At 70.8% G+C, this 16466-nt stretch carries 16 protein-coding genes and 1 riboswitch; of the genes, 9 read left to right on the top strand and 7 right to left on the bottom strand.

The genetic code is table 11. The features are described from left to right. Window positions 1–96 precede the first annotated feature (96 nt). From OL599_RS19925 to OL599_RS19950, 6 genes are read left to right on the top strand one after another with little or no spacing between them, the layout of a single operon-like run. On the top strand, window positions 97–984 hold the full coding sequence (locus OL599_RS19925; RefSeq protein WP_264715673.1) for a cation diffusion facilitator family transporter: 888 nt from the start codon (window positions 97–99) through the stop codon (window positions 982–984). Further along, on the top strand, window positions 981–1742 hold the full coding sequence (locus OL599_RS19930) for an ABC transporter substrate-binding protein (protein ID WP_264715674.1): 762 nt from the start codon (window positions 981–983) through the stop codon (window positions 1740–1742). Before OL599_RS19925 ends, OL599_RS19930 begins: the two co-directional genes overlap by 4 nt. Then, a complete protein-coding gene (locus OL599_RS19935; protein WP_264715675.1) occupies window positions 1739–2674 on the top strand; it encodes a FecCD family ABC transporter permease in 936 nt (311 codons plus the stop codon). The genes OL599_RS19930 and OL599_RS19935 overlap by 4 nt, the downstream gene beginning before the upstream one ends. Further along, a complete protein-coding gene (locus OL599_RS19940; protein ID WP_264715676.1) occupies window positions 2671–3354 on the top strand; it encodes an ABC transporter ATP-binding protein in 684 nt (227 codons plus the stop codon). The genes OL599_RS19935 and OL599_RS19940 overlap by 4 nt, the downstream gene beginning before the upstream one ends. After that, window positions 3351–4046, top strand: coding sequence for an energy transducer TonB (locus OL599_RS19945; RefSeq protein WP_264715677.1), 696 nt, complete (start codon window positions 3351–3353; stop codon window positions 4044–4046). Before OL599_RS19940 ends, OL599_RS19945 begins: the two co-directional genes overlap by 4 nt. 8 nt (window positions 4047–4054) lie before the next feature. After that, window positions 4055–4615: a cob(I)yrinic acid a,c-diamide adenosyltransferase gene (locus tag OL599_RS19950; RefSeq protein WP_264715678.1), complete on the top strand. Its 561-nt coding sequence runs from the start codon at window positions 4055–4057 to the stop codon at window positions 4613–4615. Here the strand turns inward: OL599_RS19950 and OL599_RS19955 are convergent, their stop codons facing one another. The 3 genes from OL599_RS19955 to OL599_RS19965 form a co-directional block, all read right to left on the bottom strand. Continuing rightward, on the bottom strand, window positions 4616–6586 hold the full coding sequence (locus tag OL599_RS19955) for a TonB-dependent receptor plug domain-containing protein (protein WP_283949841.1): 1971 nt from the start codon (window positions 6584–6586) through the stop codon (window positions 4616–4618). A 128-nt stretch (window positions 6587–6714) separates the two neighbouring features. Next, window positions 6715–6943: riboswitch (cobalamin riboswitch) on the bottom strand. A gap of 36 nt (window positions 6944–6979) precedes the next feature. Further along, window positions 6980–7777 carry an enoyl-CoA hydratase gene (locus tag OL599_RS19960; protein WP_264715679.1) on the bottom strand — a complete coding sequence of 266 codons (798 nt, stop codon included), beginning with the start codon at window positions 7775–7777 and terminating at the stop codon, window positions 6980–6982. Beyond that, complete coding sequence (locus OL599_RS19965) at window positions 7777–8985, bottom strand: CaiB/BaiF CoA transferase family protein (protein ID WP_264715680.1); 1209 nt, start codon at window positions 8983–8985, stop codon at window positions 7777–7779. The genes OL599_RS19960 and OL599_RS19965 overlap by 1 nt, the downstream gene beginning before the upstream one ends. Window positions 8986–9065: 80 nt before the next feature. Here OL599_RS19965 and OL599_RS19970 point away from each other — a divergent pair, with 80 nt between their 5' ends. Beyond that, a complete protein-coding gene (locus tag OL599_RS19970) occupies window positions 9066–9698 on the top strand; it encodes a DUF1194 domain-containing protein (RefSeq protein ID WP_264715681.1) in 633 nt (210 codons plus the stop codon). 22 nt (window positions 9699–9720) lie between these two features. Here OL599_RS19970 and OL599_RS19975 read toward each other — a convergent pair whose 3' ends face one another. From OL599_RS19975 to OL599_RS19990, 4 genes are all read right to left on the bottom strand, one after another. Further along, entirely contained in the window at window positions 9721–10233 is a 513-nt protein-coding gene (locus OL599_RS19975) for a GNAT family N-acetyltransferase (protein WP_264715722.1), read from the bottom strand. 106 nt (window positions 10234–10339) lie between these two features. Beyond that, window positions 10340–12298, bottom strand: coding sequence for an RNA polymerase sigma factor RpoD (gene rpoD, locus OL599_RS19980; protein WP_264715682.1), 1959 nt, complete (start codon window positions 12296–12298; stop codon window positions 10340–10342). 86 nt (window positions 12299–12384) lie between these two features. After that, on the bottom strand, window positions 12385–14190 hold the full coding sequence (dnaG, locus tag OL599_RS19985; RefSeq protein WP_264715684.1) for a DNA primase: 1806 nt from the start codon (window positions 14188–14190) through the stop codon (window positions 12385–12387). Further along, the gene (locus OL599_RS19990) at window positions 14191–14649 is read right to left on the bottom strand and encodes a GatB/YqeY domain-containing protein (RefSeq protein WP_264715685.1); all 459 of its coding nucleotides are present in this window, start codon (window positions 14647–14649) and stop codon (window positions 14191–14193) included. It lies immediately after the preceding gene. A gap of 121 nt (window positions 14650–14770) precedes the next feature. On the opposite strand from OL599_RS19990, the gene carA reads away from it, so the two are divergent. Together carA and OL599_RS20000 are read left to right on the top strand one after the other, a co-directional pair. After that, window positions 14771–16207: a glutamine-hydrolyzing carbamoyl-phosphate synthase small subunit gene (gene carA / locus OL599_RS19995; RefSeq protein ID WP_264715686.1), complete on the top strand. Its 1437-nt coding sequence runs from the start codon at window positions 14771–14773 to the stop codon at window positions 16205–16207. After that, complete coding sequence (locus OL599_RS20000; RefSeq protein WP_264715687.1) at window positions 16182–16466, top strand: hypothetical protein; 285 nt, start codon at window positions 16182–16184, stop codon at window positions 16464–16466. The genes carA and OL599_RS20000 overlap by 26 nt, the downstream gene beginning before the upstream one ends.

Genomic DNA, 16466 nt, shown 5'->3' on the forward strand with positions numbered 1-16466 from the left:
GGTGACGCCCCCCCGGGGTTTTGCTAGACGCGCACCCAGGCTGGCCTGTGACCGGCTCATCATGAGGACGCGGCGCATCATGACGGCGGGTGGCAGGTGAAACAGGCTCAGCGGATTGCAGCCGGCAGCATTGTCGTGGGCCTGGTCGTGCTGGGCCTCAAGATGGCCGCCTGGGCGATCACCGGCAGCGCGGCGCTGTTCTCCGATGCGGCCGAGTCGGTCGTGAACGTGGCCGCGGGAATCGTTGCCCTGCTGGCCCTGCGCCTGGCGGCCGTGCCGGCCGACGCCAACCACCCCTATGGCCACGACAAGGCGGAATTCTTCTCCGCCGTGATCGAGGGCGTGCTGATCGTGGTGGCCGCGATCGCCATCCTGCAGCACGCCTGGCACGCCTACACCAACCCGCAACCGATCGAGGCCCCGCTTCTGGGCATGGCGCTGAATGCCGTGTCGACCGTGCTGAACCTGGCCTGGGCGATGGTGCTGATCCGCCGCGGCCGAAGGCTGCGCTCGCCGGCGCTGGTCGCGGACGGGCATCACCTGATGTCCGATGTCGTGACATCGGCGGGTGTCCTCATCGGCGTGGGGCTGGTGGTCGTGACCGGCCTGCAATGGCTCGACCCGTTGCTGGCGGCGATGACCGCCGTCTACATCCTGGCCTCCGGCGCCCTCGTCATCCGCGACTCCGTCGGCGGGCTGATGGACGCAGCCCCCGCGGCCGAGATCGTGGAGCGCATCCGCACGCTGGTCGGCCAGCACGCCGAGGGCGCGATCGAGGCGCACGACCTGCGCACCCGCCATGCCGGCCGCCTGACCTTCCTGGAATTCCACCTCGTGGTGCCCGGGGCCATGAGCGTGTCAGACGCGCACGCGATCTGCGACCGCATCGAGGCGGCCCTGAAGGCGGAGATGGAAGGCCTGATGATCACCATCCATGTCGAGCCCGAAGGCAAGGCGAAGCACCGGGGCATCCTCGTGCTGTGACCCGCTGGCCGCTCCGTCTGCTCGCGCTGCTGGCGCTGCTGGCCGCCTCGCCGGCGCAGGCCGGGGGAGTGGTTTCGCTCAATCTGTGCACGGACGAATTCCTGGTGCTGCTGGCGCCGCAGCGCATCGCCGCCCTCAGCCCGCTGGCCCGCGACCCCGCGCTGTCGGTGGTGGCGGAGGCGGCGCGGAACTTCCCCTGGGTGCGCCCGGACGCCGAGGCGGTGCTGGCGCTGCATCCCGACCTCGTGCTGGCCGGGCCGTACGGGGCACAGACGACGCTGGCGGCGCTGGAGCGGCGCGGCGTGCCGGTCGAGCGCACCCGGCTGCCGCAGGATTTCGCCGCGATCCGCGCCGAGACGCGCCGGCTGGCCGAACTGCTGGGCGCGCCCGCGCGGGGCCTCGCCTTGCTGGTGGAGATGGATTCGCGCCTGGCCGCCGTGCCTCGCCGCCCGCCGTTGCGGGCGCTGCCGCTGCAGGCCCGCGGCTACACCGCCCCGCCGCGCTCGCTGGAAGATGCGGTGCTCCACGCGGCCGGCCTGATCAACGCCGGCACCGGCGCCCGGCTCGGGCTGGAAGCGGTGGTGGCGGATCCGCCGGCGCTGCTGGTGGTGGCGCAGGCGCCCGACTACCCCTCGCTTGCCACCGATCTGCTGCAGCACCCCGCGCTCGCCGGCATCCCCCGCCGCAGCATCCCGCCGGCTTTGCTGGCGTGCGGCGGCCCCTGGACGGTGCGCGCCGTCGAGCTGCTGGCGCGATGATCCGGGCACTCGTCGCCGCCGTCCTGGTGCTGTCCGGGCTGGGGCTGCTGGTCGGCGCGGCGGGGCTCGGCGTGCCCGACCCGCTGATCCTCGTGCAGATCCGGCTGCCGCGCAGCGCCCTGGCGCTGCTGGTCGGCGGCAGCCTCGGGCTGTCTGGCGCGGTGCTGCAGGGCGCATTGCGCAATCCGCTGGCCGATCCCGGGCTGCTGGGCATCGGCGGCTGCGCCGGGCTCGGCGCCGTCATCGCCTTCTACTGGGGTCTGTCCGCCGTCTTCGCCCCCGCCCTGCCGCTGGCCGGCCTCGCCGGCGCGGCGCTGGGCTGCGTGTTGCTGCTGCGCTTCGCCGGTGCGGCGACCGGCCCGTCCCTGATCCTGGCCGGCGTGGCCCTGTCGGCCATCGCCGCTGCCTTGCTGGCGCTGGCGCTGACCCTGGCGCCCAATCCGTACGCGCTGGCCGAGATCACCTTCTGGCTGATGGGCGGGCTGGAGGATCGCAGCCTGCTGCATCTGGCGCTGGCGGCGCCGCCAATTCTGCTGGGCTGCGCCGTGCTGCTGCGCCTGGGTCCCGGACTCGACGCGCTGGCGCTGGGCGAGGACGTGGCCGCCAGCCTGGGCGTGCCGGTGGCGCGCACGCTGCGCGTGGCGGCGTTCGGCGTGGCGCTGGCGGTAGGCGCGGGGGCCGCGGTCGCCGGCGGCATCGGCTTCGTCGGGCTGGTGGTGCCGCATCTGCTGCGCCCGACGCTGGGCGAGCGACCCGGCGGGCTGCTGCTCGCCTCGATGCTGGCCGGGGCCGCCCTGCTGCTGGCCGCCGACCTGCTGGCACGCATTGCCCCGCTGCTGCTGCCGCTGGCGCAGGAGCCGCGGCTGGGCGTGCTGACCGCGTTGCTCGGCGCGCCCTATCTGGTGCGCATCGCCCGGCGCGTGGCGCCGTGATCGCGCTGGAGGCCGCCTCGGTGAGCCTGGGCGGCCGGGCCGTGCTGCACGACATTCATGTCTGCGCCGCGCCCGGCGCGCTGGTAGCGCTGTGCGGCCCGAACGGCGCCGGCAAGTCGACGCTGCTGCGCGCCCTCGCCGGCCTGCTGCCGGGCCTGCCGGCGCGCGACCCGCGGTGCGTCGCCTACCTGCCGCAGGGCGCGCGCTGCGCCTGGGGGCTGACGGTGGCGGAGGTGGCCGCACTCGGCCGCATCCCGCATCGCGACTCGGCCGCAGCCCCGGTAACCCGGGCTTTACAGGCCTGTGGCCTGATCGGGCTGCAGGCGGCGCGCATCGACCGGATTTCCGGCGGCCAGGCGCGCCGCGCCATGCTGGCCCGTGCCTTCGCCACGGAACCGGAGGTCTTCCTGCTGGACGAGCCGACATCCGACCTGGACCCCGCCGCGGCGCACGAGGTGATGGCGCTGCTGCAGGCCACCGCGCGAACCGGGCGCGCCGTCGTGGTGGTGCTGCACGCGCTGGATCTGGCGCTGCGCTATGCCGACCGGATGCTGGTGCTGGACCATGGCCGCGTGATCGCCGACGCGCCGCCCGCCGAGGCGCTGCCGGCCGCCGCTTCCGCCTTCGGCCTGCCCTGGGGCCCCGATCCCACGCCGCGGTTGCTGCCGCCGGTGGCATGAAGCGAGGGCTGCTCATCGCCACCGCCGGCCACGTGCTGGTCATCGCGGCCCTGATGCTGGCAAGCGCCAATTTCGACCGCCCGGCCCCGCCGCCCGACCAGGCAGCGGAGGTCGAGGTGATCGAGGGCGCCGGCGCTCCCGGTGGACCGGTGGCGCAGGACGGCCGCGACACCCCCTCCCCGCCAGCCGTCCCGGGCCCGCCCGCCCCGGCCGTGGCGGCGCCGGACCAGGTGAACATGCCGCCGCGGCCGGCCGTGCCCCCGCCCCCCGACGTGCCGCCCGACGGCGACATCGCCGCCACCCCACCCAATGCCGTCGCGCCGTCCATGCCGGCCGCACCCGCAGCACCGCCCTCGGTCCGGCTGGGCGCCAACGACGCCAATCCGCAGGCCAGGATCCTGGAACGCGACCCGCATCTGCGCCCCGCCCAGGCCGCCGGCGGCAATCCGCCGCCGCCTTACCCGCTGGAGGCGGCGCGGCGCGGCGAGCAGGGCACGGTGACGTTGCGCATCCATGTCGGCGCCAGCGGCTTGGCCACGCTGGTGGAGGTGGTGAAATCCTCGGGCTCGCCGCGCCTCGACCGCGCCGCCCGCGACACCATCGCGTCGCGCTGGCGGTTCAAGCCGGCGATGAGGGATGGGCAGGCGGTGGCGGATGTGTTCGATATGAACGTGAATTTCGAAATGGATTAGGATTTGCCATGGTCAGGATCAATCGCGTCATCACCCGCGGCGGCGACGGCGGGGAGACCTCGCTGGGCGACGGCACACGGGTGCCGAAAGACGCCTTGCGGGTCGAGGCCGTTGGTTGCGTCGACGAGGCCAATGCCACGATCGGCCTGCTGCGCCTGCACACCAGTGGCGATGCCGAGACCGACGCCATGCTCGCGCGCATCCAGAACGACCTGTTCGACGCCGGCGCCGACCTGTGCGTTCCCGGTGCCGCCGGCGATCGCATGCGCCTGACCGATACACCGTCGCTGCGCCTGGAAGCCGAGGTCGCGGCCATGAACGCGAGCCTGCCGCCGCTCACCAGCTTCATCCTGCCCGGCGGCACACCCGGCGCGGCCCACGCCCACCTGGCCCGCACCGTGGTCCGCCGCGCCGAGCGCCGGGTGGTGGCGCTGGCGCGCGCGGACGGCGTGAACCAGGCGCTGATCCGCTATCTCAACCGGCTGTCCGACCACCTGTTCGTGCTCGGACGCCGGCTGAACGGCGGCGGCGTTGCCGACGTGCTGTGGGTGCCCGGCGCCAACCGGTAGCTAGAATCTTGCCCGCACGCCGGCCAGCAGCGACCGGCCCGGCGTCTGGAAGCCGCTTGCCGGTTCGAAGCGCGAGCTGCCGAGATTGCGGCCGTTCGCGAACAAGGCCAGTTGCGGGGTCAGCGCATAGGTGACGGTCAGGTTCACGATCGCGCCCGGCTTGGCGCGCCCGGTGCCGATGGGGAAGCCGTTGTCGTCGATCAGGAAATCCTGGAAGGCGCCGGTGTAGATCAGCTCCGGAACCACCGTCAGCCCGGGCAGCGGGGTCGCGCGCAGGCTGGCGCTGATCGCGTCGACCGGGCGGCGCAGCAGCCGCGCGTTGGTTGCGGCGTCGCGCGCGTCGGTCCAGGTATAGGTCAGCACCGTCTCCAGCCAGCTTGCCGGGCGCAGCGTCAGGCTGCTCTCGACGCCCTGGATATTGGCCCGGTTGACGTTCTCCGTGGTCGACGACATGAAGTTGGGCGCGAAGATGACCTGGATCAGGTCGCGGATGCGGGTGTTGAAATAGGTCACTTCCAGCGTGGCCGCGTCGCGGCGCCCGAGTGCGGGCACGTCGATCGCCCAGCCAAGCTCGTAGCCGGTGCTGCGCTCCGGCCGCAGGTTCGGATTTCCCATGTAGCCGGTGGTGTCCACGCCGAACAGGTCGTACAGCGACGGCGCGCGGAACGAAGTGCCGTACGACGCCTTGAAGCGCGACAGCACCTCCGGCACCGCCAGCACGCCGCCGGCGCGCCAGGTGAACGCCGAGCCGCCATAGCGGGCATCCTCTTCGCGCATGTCCGCGGTCAGCGTCAGGCGCTGCCAGAGCAGGGTCTGCAGGCCGGCATGGCCGGCGTTGGAGGTGGCGCTGGCGCGGATGTTCGACTGGAACGGGAACCCCGCGAAATTCGCGGCCAGAACCGAATGCGACGAGTCCAGGGTGTGCGAATAGCCGAAGATCAGCGCGGTATCGCTCGACGGCCCGTAATCCGGCAGGTGGACGGTGTTGTTCCACTGCAGCTCGGTCCGCCGCCCGTGATAGCGCGTGTCGCTCTGCGTCTGGTTCGGGTCGGCGGCTTCCAGCGGCTCGATGTAATGCCGGTCCGTCTGGCCCCGCGCGATGAACATCGCGGTTTCCCACACGCCGCCGAACAGCTTGCTGTTGACGCCGAGCCGGCCGTAGACCGCGTCGTCATGGGCCTCGTACAGGCTCGCGTCATAGGCCGGGAAGCCCTGCTCATCGAGGTTGAACGTGGAGGTCCGGCCGCGCAGATAGGCCCCGATGCGCGTGCCCTCGATCGGCGTGTAGCCGAGATTGATCGTTCCGGCCGTGGTTTTGAACTTGTTGCGCACGCCGTTGTAGACGCTCTCGCGCTGCGGCGTGGTGTCGAAGCCGCGGTCGGCCCGGCTCTCGGCGTTCAGGCTGTAGTCGAACTTGCCGGTGACGCCGGAGAGCCCCGCCGCGCCCTGCGCCGCGCGCGGCACGCCGAATGCCATCTCGGCGGTGGCGTGCGGCGCGCCCGTGCCCTTGCGCGTGATCAGGTTGATCACGCCGCCGATCGCACCCGATCCGTACAGGCTCGACATCGGCCCGCGCACCACTTCGATCCGCTCGATATCCGCCAGGGTGTCGACGCCGAAATTGTACAGGCCGCCCGGGTCGGACGGATCGTTCACGGGCACGCCGTCGCGCAGCACCAGCACGTGGTTGGAGTTGGTGCCGCGGACGAACACGCTGCCGTTGCCGCCGGGGCCGCCGGACTGCACCACCCGCAGGCCCGGCACGGTGCTGAGTGCCTCGACCAGCGTGGTGTAGCCGTGGGTCTCAATGGCGGCGCGGCTGATCACCGTGACGCCCGCGGGAATCCGGTCGATCAGCGTGGGAATGCGCGTGGCCGTCACCACCAGGTCGGGCAGCGGGACGGCATAGTCTTGCGCAAAGGCGGAGGCGGCGACGGACGAGAACAAGGTGGCCAGAAGCATGCGGCGCATGCGGGTCTCCAGGCAGGCAAGGTGCCTTGGCGCCGGGGCATGGCCCGGGCGCGTGGGCGCCGTTCGAAGGGCGATTGCCGCCTGCGGGTCTCTCTCCCGTTGCGCCGGTGCACCTCGCCCGTCGCGCGCGCGCAGTCTCGATGTCGGCCGGTCTCCTGGCTCGCGGTGCGCGGGGGCCATCGCGTCGATGGCACCCGGTGCATTCGCCCGCCTTCTCGCCCCCGTTGCGGGGGCAATGGCACGCCGGGCGAAGGCTCACCGCCTACAGTTGCGAGGGCAGCCGCGGATACGCCGGTTCCCCGGCTTCGCACGTTCCCGTTTCAGCCCTTTCGGGCCACCGTCATCTGCATCACTCTTAAGCGATTGCGCGCCGCCACGGAAGCGGCGGCGGCCTCAGCGCCCCAGGAAACGCGGCGGTCGCTTCTCCATGAACGCGGTGCGGCCCTCGCGGTAGTCGGTGCTGTCGAAGCAGGCCGTCACCGCCGCGTGCACCGCGGCCGCATCGCGCTCGCTCTCGCTCTTGACCGCCTCGTTCACGGCGAGCTTCGCCGCGCGCAGCGACAGCGGGGCGTTGTCGGCAATGGTGCGCGCCATGTCGAACACCACGTCCGACAGGTCGGCATCCGGCACCACCTTGTTCACCAGGCCGATCCGCTGCGCCTCGGCCGAGTCGATGCGCTCGCCGGTGAACAGCAACGTGCGCGCATGCGCCGGCCCGACCAGCGAGACCAGCTTGCGCACCATGTCGAACCCATAGGCGATGCCCAGCCGCGCCGCGGGGATGCCGAACTGCGAATCCTCGGCGGCGATGCGCAGGTCGGCCTGCATGGCGATGCCCAGGCCGCCGCCCAGGCAGTAGCCGCGGATGCGTGCGATGACGGGCTTCGGGAAGGCGGCCAGCTTGGCGCGGCCGGCGCTGGTCAGCCGGTCGTATTCGAGCTGCGCATTGGCGTTCGCCCGCTGCTGCTCGAACTGGCTGATATCGGCGCCGGACACGAACGCCTTGTGGCCGGCGCCGGTCAGCACCACCGCGCGGATGCCGCCGTCGGCCGCGAACGCGTCGAGGATCTCGCCCAGGCCCAGCCACATGTTCACCGACATGGCGTTGCGTTTCTCGGGCTGGTTGAAGGTGATCAGGCCGACGCCGTCCTCGACTTCCGCCAGCATCTTGCCGTCAGCGTATTCCTTCATCAGATGATGCCCTTGCTGCGCATGTCGTTGATCTCGCTGTCGCTATAGCCCACTTCGCGCAACACGTCGTCGGTATCCGCGCCGGCGTCGTGGGTGGCCGAGCGGATGTCCTTCGGAACGCCGGAGAGGTTGATGGGCGAGCCCACCAGTGGCGTGACGCCCAGCCGCGGGTGCCGCACCGGCTTCGCCAGCCCCAGATGCTGCACCTGCGGATCGGCGAAGACCTTGTCGATGGTGTTGATCGGGCCGCAGGGAATCCCGGCTTCCTCGAACAGCTCGATCCAGTGGGCGGCAGGCTCGTGCCGGGTCACTTCGCCGATCGCGGCATTGATGGCCTTGCGGTCGTCGCTGCGGCCCTGCTGCGTCTGCCACGCGGGATTGGCGTTCCACTCCGGATGGCCGATGGCATCGCAGAACCGCCCCCACAACCGGCTGGAGCTAGCGGCGATGTTGATGTGCCCGTCGCTGGTGGGGAACACGCCGGTGGGGATGCCGGTGGGATGATCGTTGCCGGCCTGTTGCGCCACCTCGCCGTCCATCAGCCAGCGCGCGGCCTGGAAGTCCAGCATGAACACCTGCGCCTCCAGCAGGCTCGTGGTCACCCAGCGGCCGACGCCGGTCGCCTCGCGGTCGAACAGCGCGGTCATGATGCCGAGCGCCAGCAGATTGCCGGCGGTGAGGTCGGCGATGGGGATGCCGACGCGCACGGGGCCCTGCCCGGGCAGGCCGGTGATCGACATCAGCCCGCCCATGCCCTGGGCGATCTGGTCCACACCGGCGCGCTTGCCGTAGGGGCCGTCCTGCCCGAAGCCGCTGATGCTGCCGTAGACGATGCGCGGATTGACGGCGCGCACGTCGTCGTAGCTCACCTTCAGCCGGTGCTTCACGGCCGCGCGCATGTTCTCCACGATCACATCGGCGGTCGCCGCCAGGCGCATGAACGCCGCATGCCCCTCCGGCGATTTCAGGTCGAGGCGGATGGCACGCTTGTTGCGGTGCAGGTTCTGGAAGTCGAACCCGTCGCGCTTGCCGGTCACCTCCTCGGCGCCCGCGCCCGGCGGCTCGATGCGGATGACGTTGGCGCCCCAGTCCGCCAAATGGCGCACGCAGGTGGGGCCGGCGCGCGCCAGCGTCAGGTCCAGCACGGTGATGCGCGACAGCGGCAGGCGCGTCTGCGCCGTCGTCACGGCCTGTTCGGTGTCTCGCATCGGCGCCCTCCCCGCAATTTCATGGATGATCGGCCGGATGCCGCTTCCGCTCAAGCCCGCCCGGCCTTACTTCCGTCGGCATGGACAATGTCGATCTGGCCCTGGTGCTCGCTTTCGACTGCTCGGCGAGCGTGACGTACGATGAATTCGGCTTGATGGCCGGCGGTTGCGCCGCTGCCTTGCGCCACGACGAGGTGGCCGCCGGGCTGACCACCGGCCCGCAGGGCGGCAGCTTGTGCAGCGTGTTGCTGTGGTCCGGGCGCGCCGACCAGGAAGTGCTGGTGGACTGGATGCGGATCGGCACCCAGACCGAGCTCGAGGATTTCGCCAAACAGGTGGAGAACGTGCCGCGCATCGTCCGCGCCGGTTCCACCGCCATCGGCGAGGCGCTGCTGGCCTGCGAGAAGCTGCTGCAGATCGCGCCCGCCGCCGCGCGCCGCCGGGTGATCGACATGGTCGGCGATGGCCGCTCCAACGACGGCACGCCGCCCGGCCCGGTGCGCGACCGCCTGGCCGAGGCCGGCGTCACCATCAATGGCCTGTGCGTCCTGCACGAGGAGCCGGACCTGCTGACCAGCTACACCCGCGAGGTCGTCGGCGGCCCCGGCGCCTTCGTGCTGCAATGCCAGGATTTCAATGGATTTGCCGCCGCGATGCGCCAGAAGCTGCAGCGGGAGATCGCCCGGATCCATACGCCCGGCCAGCCCGCCTGACCTGCGGCGGAGGCCGCGGCCGTTACAGCCGCAAGGCGTCTGGGATCTGCAGGCCCAGCCGCCTGGGCACGTTCCACTCTTCGCGCACCTGGCGCACCACGTGGAACCCGGCGCGCCGATAGGTCGGCAAGGCGCGCGGATGGTCGGCGGTGCAGGTGTTCACGGTCATCGCCCGCGCCCCGCCGCGCCACACCGCATCCACGGCATGCCGCAGGAACGCATAGCCCATGCGCATCCCCACGACATGCGGCATCAGGCCGAAATAGCTGAGGTTCACCACCGGCCACGTCGTGCTGTCCAGCTCATAGAAGCCGGCCGGCTCGTCGTTCATGTACAGCACGTGGATCGACACCCGCTGATCGCGCAGCAGCCCGGCCAACTGGTGGTCCGGCATCGTCCGGCGCAGCCACCACACATAAGGCGCGCCGACGGTGTCATAGAGCATGCGGTAGAACGGCACCGAACAGTCCCGGATCAGCCGTACCTCGGCCCCCTCGGGCAAGGGCGGCGCGGGATCGCGGGGCGGCTCGTCCATCCGCAGGAACGTCACCACCACCCCGACGCGATCAACTGGCTCCACGGTTCGGCTCCCGTCTGCGCAGAAAGGCCGGGGGCTTTCGCCCCCGGTCATCCTGGTGATCCTAGTCGTCGAGGAAGCTGCGCAGTTTGCGGCTGCGGCTGGGGTGCTTCAGCTTGCGCAACGCCTTGGCCTCGATCTGGCGGATGCGTTCGCGCGTCACGTTGAACTGCTGGCCCACTTCCTCCAGCGTGTGGTCGGTGTTCATGCCGATGCCGAAGCGCATGCGCAGCACGCGCTCCTCGCGCGGCGTCAGGCTGGACAGCACCCGCGTGGTCGCTTCGCGCAGATTGGCCTGGATCGCGGCATCCAGCGGGATGACCGCGTTCTTGTCCTCGATGAAATCGCCGAGATGGCTGTCTTCCTCGTCGCCGATCGGGGTTTCCAGGCTGATCGGCTCCTTGGCGATCTTCAGGACCTTGCGGACCTTCTCCAGCGGCATGCCGAGCTTCTCGGCCAGTTCCTCCGGGGCCGGCTCGCGGCCGATCTCGTGCAGCATCTGGCGGCTGGTGCGCACCAGCTTGTTGATCGTCTCGATCATGTGCACGGGGATGCGGATGGTGCGCGCCTGGTCGGCGATGCTGCGGGTGATCGCCTGGCGGATCCACCAGGTGGCGTAGGTGCTGAACTTGTAGCCGCGCCGGTACTCGAACTTATCGACCGCCTTCATCAGGCCGATATTGCCCTCCTGGATCAGGTCCAGGAACTGCAGGCCGCGATTGGTGTATTTCTTGGCGATCGAGATCACGAGACGCAGGTTCGCCTCGATCATCTCCTTCTTCGCCCGTGCGCTGTCGCGCTCGCCGCGGCTGACGGTCATGTAGACGCGGCGGAACTCGCTGATCGGCAGGCTGGCGTCGGTGGCCACCGCGGCGATCTGCGCGCGCACCTTGGTGATGTCCTCGGGGTGCCTGGTGGCGAAGGTCTTCCACGCCTTGCCCGGCAGCTTGCCGATCCGCTCCACCCAGTTCGGGTCCAGCTCGTGGCTGCGATACTGGTTGAGGAAGTCGTCGCGCTGCACCTTGCAGCTTTCGGCCATGCGCAGCAGCTGGCCTTCCAGCCCGGTCAGGCGCTGGTTGAGCTGCTTCAGCTGGGTGACCAGTTCCTCGATGCGGTTGTTGTGCAACTGCACCTGCTCGACCTTGGCGACGAGCTCGTCGCGCAGCTTGTCGTAGCTCTTCTCGCTGCGGGCGTTGACCTCCTCGCCCGCGGTCATGCTCTCCAGGCGCTTGACCTGCATCTTGTGCAGCTTCTTGTACAGCGCCTCGATGTCCTCGAAATTGGCGAGGACTTCCGGCTTCAGCTTCTCTTCCAGGGCCGACAGCGACAGGCCGGCGCCCTCGCCTTCCTCGGCCTCGTCGTCGTCCTGGGCGGCGGCGGCGGGGAACTCCTCCGGCTCGGCTTCGGCCTCGCCGTCGCCGCCTTCGGCCGCCGCGGCCGGGGCGGGGCCGCCCTGGGTCGCTTCCAGGTCGATGATGTCGCGCAGCAGCATGCGCCCGGCCTTCAGCGCCTCGTGCCAGGCGATGATGGCGCGGAAGGTCAGCGGGCTCTCGCACAGCCCGCCGATCATCATGTCGCGGCCGGCCTCGATGCGCTTGGCGATGGCGATCTCGCCCTCGCGCGACAGCAACTCGACGCTGCCCATCTCGCGCAGGTACATGCGCACCGGGTCGTCGGTGCGGCCGAGGCTCTCCTCGTCGACGTTGCCGCTCTGCTCCTCGGCCTCGCCTTCCCCCTCGGCCTTCTCGGCCTTGGCGACCGGCGCCTCGCCTTCCTCGGACTCCTCGCCCTCGACGACCTGGATGCCCATTTCGGACAGGCCGGCCATCACGTCCTCGATCTGCTCGGAACTGTTCTGGTCGGGCGGCAGGACCGCGTTCAACTCATCGAAGGTGATGTAGCCGCGCTCCTTGCCCTTCGCGATCAGCCGCTTCACCGCCGCCGACTGGCTGTCGAGCAACGTGGTGTCGGCATCCTGGTCGGCGGATACGGCGTCGGTGGTCACGCTCGGCTTGGTTGCCATCGATCAGAGCACTCCGCAAATACGGTGGTCGCCACGCCCGACGTGATCGGGCATGGCCGGAAAATCATTCAACGCATGGGGCCGGGTCATGGCTCGGACTCCATTCCCTGCTCTCCCTGGCGCAAGGCGTTGCGCGCCGTACATAGGGCTATCAGCCGACGCTGGGTCGCCTCGTCGGCATGTTCGGCCATGTCGCGCATGGCCGCTGCCACTTCCTCTTCCAGACGGCCGCGATGCATCAGTCCGAAGATATGCCACCAGCCCGCCTCGGCCTCCGCCGGCATGGCCTCAGGCGCAGCGCAGGCCGGCAGCGGGTAGGGAACCGCCGAAAGGGCCTGCGCCGCGTCCGCAGCCAAACCAGTTTCGCTGAGGTGGGTCATCAGGGCAGCCGAGTCAAGCGCTTGTGCCGCGTCTCCCCAATGCAGAATCGCATCCCGCAGCGCGGCGAGGCCGGGCGGCAGGTCGATCGTGCCGAACGCCTCCTCGACATCGTGCAGCAGCGCGGGATGGTTCAGCAGGATCGCCACCAGGTTGCGGGCGCGCTCGGCGGCAGCGTTCCCGACTCCAAGGGCGGGGCGATGGAAGGCCGGCGGCGGCTTCGGCTGGCCGGGGGCGCCGCCGCGGCGGGCGGGCGCGGGGCGGCGCGCGTAGAAGCGCTCCATCAGGGCGCGGCGGTACTCGCTGGCCAGGGACTTGTCGCGGATCTGGCCGGCGGCGGCCTCCAGCCGGGTGCGCAGGGCGGCGCGCTGCTCCGGCGTGGCGTCGCCGGCGCCCTCGCGCAGCAGGCCGAACAGCGCCTCGGCGAGCGGGCGGGCGGCATCCAGCACCGCCTGGAAGGCGGCGGGGCCCTGGCGGCGCACCAGCGTGTCGGGGTCCTCCGCCGACGGCAGGGTCGCCAGTTTCAGGCTGCGCTCGGCGGTCAGCAGCGGCAGGGCCAGCTCCGCGGCCCGGGCGGCGGCACGCCCGCCCGCGGCGTCGCCGTCGAAGCACAGCACGGGCATGGGCGACAGCCGCCACAGCTCCTCAAGCTGCTCCTCGGTGAGCGCCGTGCCCAGCGGCGCCACCGCGCCTGCGAAGCCGGCCTGGTGCAACGCGATCACGTCCATGTAGCCCTCGACCGCGACCACGGCGCCGCCGGCGCGGGCGGCCTCGCGCGCCAGGTCGAGCGCGAACAGGGTGCGCCGCTTGGAGAACAGCGCGGTCTCTGGCCCGTTCACGTATTTCGGCTGGCCGTCGCCGAGGATGCGGCCGCCGAAGCTGATCGTCCGGCCGCGGCGGTCGCGAATCGGGAACATCACCCGGTTGAAGAACAGGTCATAGGCCGGGCGGCCGTCCTCGGGCGGCTTCATCAATCCGGCCTCGATCAGCATCGCCGGCGCGATGCCTTCGCGCGCCAGGTCGGCGGCGAGCGCGCCGCGGCCTTCGCCGGACCAGCCGAGGCCGAAGCGCTGGATGGTCTGCTCGGCGAGGCCCCGGCCACGCAGGTAGTCGAGCGCGCGCGCGCCCTCGGGCAGGCGCAGCCGGCGCTGGAAGGCTTGGCTCGCCGCCTCCAGCACGCCATGCAGGTCGAGCCGCCGGCGCTCCGCTTCCGCGGCGCCGGGGCTGGGCTTGGGTACGTCCATCCCGGCCTCGCCGGCCAACTGCTCCACCGCCTCGGGGAACGAGGTGCCCTGGCTCTGCATGACGAAGCTGATGGCGTCGCCATGCGCGCCGCAGCCGAAGCAGTGGAAATGGTCGTCATAGACGTAGAAGCTCGGCGTCTTCTCGCCGTGGAACGGGCAGCAGCCCTTCCAGTTCCGGCCGGAGCGGGCGAGCCTCACCCGCCGCCCGATCACCCCGGCCAGCGGCGTGCGGGCGCGCAGCTCGTCCAGGAAGCCGGCCGGAAGCGCCATTCAGCCGCCCAGCCGGGCTTTGACGATCGGGCCGACCCTGGACATGTCGAGGGCGGCGGCATGCTTCGCCTTCAGCGCCGCCATCACCTTGCCCATGTCCTTGATGCTGGCCGCCCCGGTCTCGGCGATCGCCGCCGCCACCGCCGCTTCGGTGGCCACCGCGTCCATCTGCCGGGGCAGGAAGGATTCGATGACGGCGATCTCCGCCTCCTCCTTGGCCACCAGTTCCGGGCGGTTGCCCTGGCGGTACAGCTCCACGCTCTCGCGGCGCGACTTCACCATGCTGCGCAGCATGGTGATGATCTCCTCGTCCGGGACCTTGTCGATGCCCTTGGGGCGGGCGGCGATGTCGGTGTCCTTGAGCTTCGCGGTGATCATGCGCAGCGCGGAGACGCGCGGGGCGTCTTTCGCCAGCATGGCGGTCTTCAGTTCGGACGTGAACGCGTCGCGCAATGTCATACGGCCCTCCTGCATACGCCCTCATATATTATGTCGGAACGCCGTTGTGGACCGGGAAGAAATTTCCCACGCATAGCGGGGTCGCGTTGATCTGGGAAAAAATTTCCCATATCCTGGCGTCATGAGCATCGACGACATCATCGAGCGCCTGGGCGGCGCCGAGGCCGCCGCGCGCCGCCTGGGCGTGGGCACCGAAGCCGTCCGCAAATGGCGCCAGGCCCGCAGCATGCCGGCCCGCCACTGGCCCGCAATCATCGCCGCCACCGGCCTGTCGCTGGCCGATCTGGCCGGCCCCCTCCCTTCCGACAAGAGCCAAGCCATGCCCGACTCGCCCATCGCCCCGGCGCCTGTCCCGGGCGCGCCGCCCGCCGGCGCCACCGCCGCCCTGGTGCTGGCCGACGGCAGCGTGTTCTGGGGACGCGGCTTCGGCGCCCATACCGCCGGCGCGCCGGTCGGCGAGGTGTGCTTCAACACCGGCCTGACCGGCTACCAGGAAACCCTGACCGACCCGTCCTATGCCGGGCAGATCATCACCTTCACCTTTCCGCATATCGGCAATGTGGGCGTCAACCACGAGGATATCGAGGCGACCAACATCGCCGCCCGCGGCCTGGTGGTGAAGCAGGACATCACCGCGCCCAGCAACTGGCGGGCGCACCAGCCGCTGGATGCCTGGCTGCAGGCGCAGGGCGTGACCGGCCTCGCCGGGGTGGACACCCGCGCGCTGACCATTCGCATCCGCGACGGCGGGGCGCCGTCCGGCGTGCTGGCCTTCCCCGCCGACGGGCAGTTCGACCTCCCCGCACTGACGGCGCAGGCGCGCGACTGGCCGGGGCTGGTGGGCATGGATCTGGCGCAGGAAGTCTCCTGCACCCAGTCCTATGACTGGGACGAGACGGAATGGGCCTGGCCCGATGGCCATGGCCGCCAGACCGATCCGAAATACCATGTCGTGGCCGTCGATTACGGCGCCAAGCGCAACATCCTGCGCTGCCTCGCCGCCGCCGGCTGCCGGGTGACCGTGGTGCCCGCCACCGCCACCGCCGAGGACATCCTGCGCCATGAGCCGGACGGGGTGTTCCTCTCCAACGGGCCCGGCGATCCCGCGGCCACCGCGGCGTACGCGGTGCCGGCAATCCAGGGCGTGCTGGCATCCGGCAAGCCGCTGTTCGGTATCTGCCTCGGCCATCAGTTGCTGGCCATCGCGCTGGGGGCGAAGACCTTCAAGCTCGACCGCGGCCATCGTGGCGCCAACCAGCCGGTGAAGGAACTGGCCACCGGCAAGGTGGAGATCACCAGCCAGAACCACGGCTTCGCCATCGACGAGAAGACGCTGCCGGCCGGCGTGCGAGTGACGCATACCAGCCTGTTCGACGGCACCAACGAAGGCATCGCCTGCAACGATCGCCCGGCCTTCAGCGTGCAGTACCACCCTGAAGCCAGCCCCGGTCCGACCGACAGCCATTATCTGTTCAACCGCTTCGTCGCGGTGATCGAGGCACACAAGGCCAAGCCCCAGGAGGCGTCATCCCATGCAGCCAGAGACCGATCCCGATGATCATGTCCGTATCCTGCTGCTGGTCGGCTTGCGGCATTTCCTGACCGCCGACAACGCCGAGGCCGCCTTCGAGAAAGTCCAGGAAACGGCTGGCCGCCCGCTCGATCCCGCCCGGTTCCACGCGGCCGTCGCCGCCTGCATCGCCGAGGGGATGATCAGGGAGCCGATCCGCCTGGAGTCGAACAGCCTGCACTGCCACTGGCGCCTCGAACTCACGCCCAAGGGCGTCGAGACCGCGCGCACCCTTACCGGAACCTGA

The organism is Limobrevibacterium gyesilva, assembly GCF_025989185.1.
Classification (GTDB): domain Bacteria; phylum Pseudomonadota; class Alphaproteobacteria; order Acetobacterales; family Acetobacteraceae; genus Limobrevibacterium; species Limobrevibacterium gyesilva.

Coding starts and splice junctions, on each gene's coding strand:
- OL599_RS19945 (WP_264715677.1), top strand. CDS start 3,351: ATGAAGCGAGGGCTGCTCATCGCCACCGCCGGCCACGTGCTGGTCATC.
- OL599_RS20000 (WP_264715687.1), top strand. CDS start 16,182: ATGCAGCCAGAGACCGATCCCGATGATCATGTCCGTATCCTGCTGCTG.
- OL599_RS19960 (WP_264715679.1), bottom strand. CDS start 7,777: ATGAAGGAATACGCTGACGGCAAGATGCTGGCGGAAGTCGAGGACGGC.
- OL599_RS19965 (WP_264715680.1), bottom strand. CDS start 8,985: ATGCGAGACACCGAACAGGCCGTGACGACGGCGCAGACGCGCCTGCCG.
- carA (WP_264715686.1), top strand. CDS start 14,771: ATGAGCATCGACGACATCATCGAGCGCCTGGGCGGCGCCGAGGCCGCC.
- OL599_RS19950 (WP_264715678.1), top strand. CDS start 4,055: ATGGTCAGGATCAATCGCGTCATCACCCGCGGCGGCGACGGCGGGGAG.
- dnaG (WP_264715684.1), bottom strand. CDS start 14,190: ATGGCGCTTCCGGCCGGCTTCCTGGACGAGCTGCGCGCCCGCACGCCG.
- OL599_RS19955 (WP_283949841.1), bottom strand. CDS start 6,586: ATGCGCCGCATGCTTCTGGCCACCTTGTTCTCGTCCGTCGCCGCCTCC.
- OL599_RS19970 (WP_264715681.1), top strand. CDS start 9,066: ATGGACAATGTCGATCTGGCCCTGGTGCTCGCTTTCGACTGCTCGGCG.
- rpoD (WP_264715682.1), bottom strand. CDS start 12,298: ATGGCAACCAAGCCGAGCGTGACCACCGACGCCGTATCCGCCGACCAG.
- OL599_RS19975 (WP_264715722.1), bottom strand. CDS start 10,233: ATGGACGAGCCGCCCCGCGATCCCGCGCCGCCCTTGCCCGAGGGGGCC.
- OL599_RS19990 (WP_264715685.1), bottom strand. CDS start 14,649: ATGACATTGCGCGACGCGTTCACGTCCGAACTGAAGACCGCCATGCTG.
- OL599_RS19935 (WP_264715675.1), top strand. CDS start 1,739: ATGATCCGGGCACTCGTCGCCGCCGTCCTGGTGCTGTCCGGGCTGGGG.